Source organism: Vibrio sp. CAU 1672 (genome assembly GCF_029223195.1).
Taxonomy (GTDB): Bacteria; Pseudomonadota; Gammaproteobacteria; order Enterobacterales; family Vibrionaceae; genus Vibrio.
In genome coordinates this window covers 1-1,886 of record NZ_JARHUF010000061.1, presented here as the reverse complement: position 1 = coordinate 1,886, position 1,886 = coordinate 1, and the positions used below count along the sequence as shown (strand labels likewise).

The 1,886-nt window shown below is 37.8% G+C and carries 2 protein-coding genes; one reads left to right on the top strand and one right to left on the bottom strand.

The features are described from left to right. Nucleotides 1-128: 128 nt before the first annotated feature. Nucleotides 129-335, bottom strand: a complete 207-nt coding sequence (locus P2G85_RS21350; RefSeq protein ID WP_275866011.1) for a cold-shock protein — start codon at nucleotides 333-335, stop codon at nucleotides 129-131. 595 nt (nucleotides 336-930) lie between these two features. On the opposite strand from P2G85_RS21350, the gene P2G85_RS21345 reads away from it, so the two are divergent. Beyond that, nucleotides 931-1,524 (top strand): hypothetical protein, encoded by a 594-nt coding sequence (locus tag P2G85_RS21345; protein WP_275866010.1) that lies wholly within the window; start codon nucleotides 931-933, stop codon nucleotides 1,522-1,524. Nucleotides 1,525-1,886: the final 362 nt, after the last annotated feature.

Here is a 1,886-nt window from a genome sequence, read left to right as displayed (position 1 = left end):
GCTAGTATGAAGCATGAGAGTTACCTCTTATTGTCTTTGATTACAGATTCAGCACCTTTAATCAAAGTGGGTAACTCTCTTCTTTTCAAATTGAAGTGTCAGATCTAGTCGGAACTAATACATATTAGTTACAAAGGACGAACGTTAGTAGCACATGGCCCTTTTGACCCTTGACCTACTTCAAACTCAACCTTCTGACCCTCATTGAGGGTTGCATAACCACCGCCTGTTTTAATTTCTGAATGATGGACAAACAAATCCTTGCCACCATCCTCCGGAGTGATAAATCCAAAGCCTTTATCTGCATTAAACCACTTAACTGTACCTTTACTCATGTTCGTGTCTTCTATTTTATTGGTGAAATATTAAAAATTGCTATTCTCGAATTCACCGTTTCGAAAATAGACCATTTTAAGTTTACAGCTAACTACATAATCTAGTTCGTATTTGACCATTAAACAAGTTAACTCAGTATGTAACTATAGAAAATATGAGGGAAAATGAATGGAGCAGATCTGATTCCCACAGAGCGGAATATCGTACTGATACGTCACTGGACACAAACGCGTTAGCGAACCTCTAAATTAGCAAAGGCTAAATTAACTCAAGTATGGAATAGCGACTAGCAAGTTGTGGTCGGAAGCTTGGTCGATTCCGTGAACAGTTCAGCGAGCAACAAAAAGTGATAAGCTATATGTAACATATCGATTTTCAGATAGAGATTAACATATGGATGAAGCTTATGAGTATTACCTACAACATAAAAACGTAATTGATAGGGAAACCGACAGGCTATTTCTTCAGTATCAGCCTACATTTGAGAAAACTTATCTAATTGAAGATGGAATGATAGGGTGTGCGCAATACTTAGCATTACTAGCCTATCCATCACAACGTGAATCATCACATTGAATTAGGTATTTTTCGTCAATGGTAGGTGCTTATTGCCGCATTCATGACAATGAAATGCTCACATTGTTTCAAAAGCAACCTAAAGAAATTCAAGAAGCTTGGCAAATAAAAAAACCTTGGAAGTCGGTAAATCAAACTATCAGTAAGGGCACAAAAAGACTTCAAAAACGGTTACATGCTTATCACGCATATGCCGCTTACAATCAGGCTGTCCTAGATGGTTCAGACAAGAGCTTCGAAGAAATACTGTCTTGGTGCTCATCAGCTTATGAAAGTAAACTGTCAATGATGCAGGACAGCAAGCATAGAATGGAAAACTTGAAACGTACAATTCATAGGCCTTGCAGACCTATTTACCATCTCCTAGAAGGCTATTTTCAAGAACATTTAATCAACAACCCCATAAGCGAACGGCATCCAGTTCATGCATTAACACATAATAATTGGTTAGAGAATGCAATAGTGACAGCTCGACGTAAACTAGCTTCAGAATTAATTGACTATCATGTAAATAAGCTTGGACTTCAAAAGCCACTGAAACTGAAGTTTGAACCATCAGAAATAGTTCATCTAGAGCTAGCTAGTAAGCCTTTTGTTGGACTGTCTTGCTAATGTTCCTTTTTGTACCCCCGACACGACGAAGCAATTATTGAATAATCACCTTACACAACAAAAAGGTGATTTATGATTGAATTGATAAAAGTATTAGCCGAGCTACCAACAGAAAATCTGGTGTTAATCTTACTGATAATTTACATTCTCATCGTTCGAAAGACACTTTAGAACCACCGCAGTAGGTTCATGCGATATGCACATTTCCTCTTTCCTTTATACACTTTACTGGCATTAGGAAAAGTGATCCGCACCAGCAGTTTTGGACACCGAGTTAAGTGAGTACAATCACTAACGAGGTGAAGCATGACAAGCAAGAAAAAACGTATTATCCATTCTCCTGAATTTAAAGCAGAAGCACT

Excerpts from the sequence above, each read along its gene's own strand:
- P2G85_RS21350 (WP_275866011.1), bottom strand. The coding sequence starts at position 335 with ATGAGTAAAGGTACAGTTAAGTGGTTTAATGCAGATAAAGGCTTTGGA.
- P2G85_RS21345 (WP_275866010.1), top strand. The coding sequence starts at position 931 with ATGGTAGGTGCTTATTGCCGCATTCATGACAATGAAATGCTCACATTG.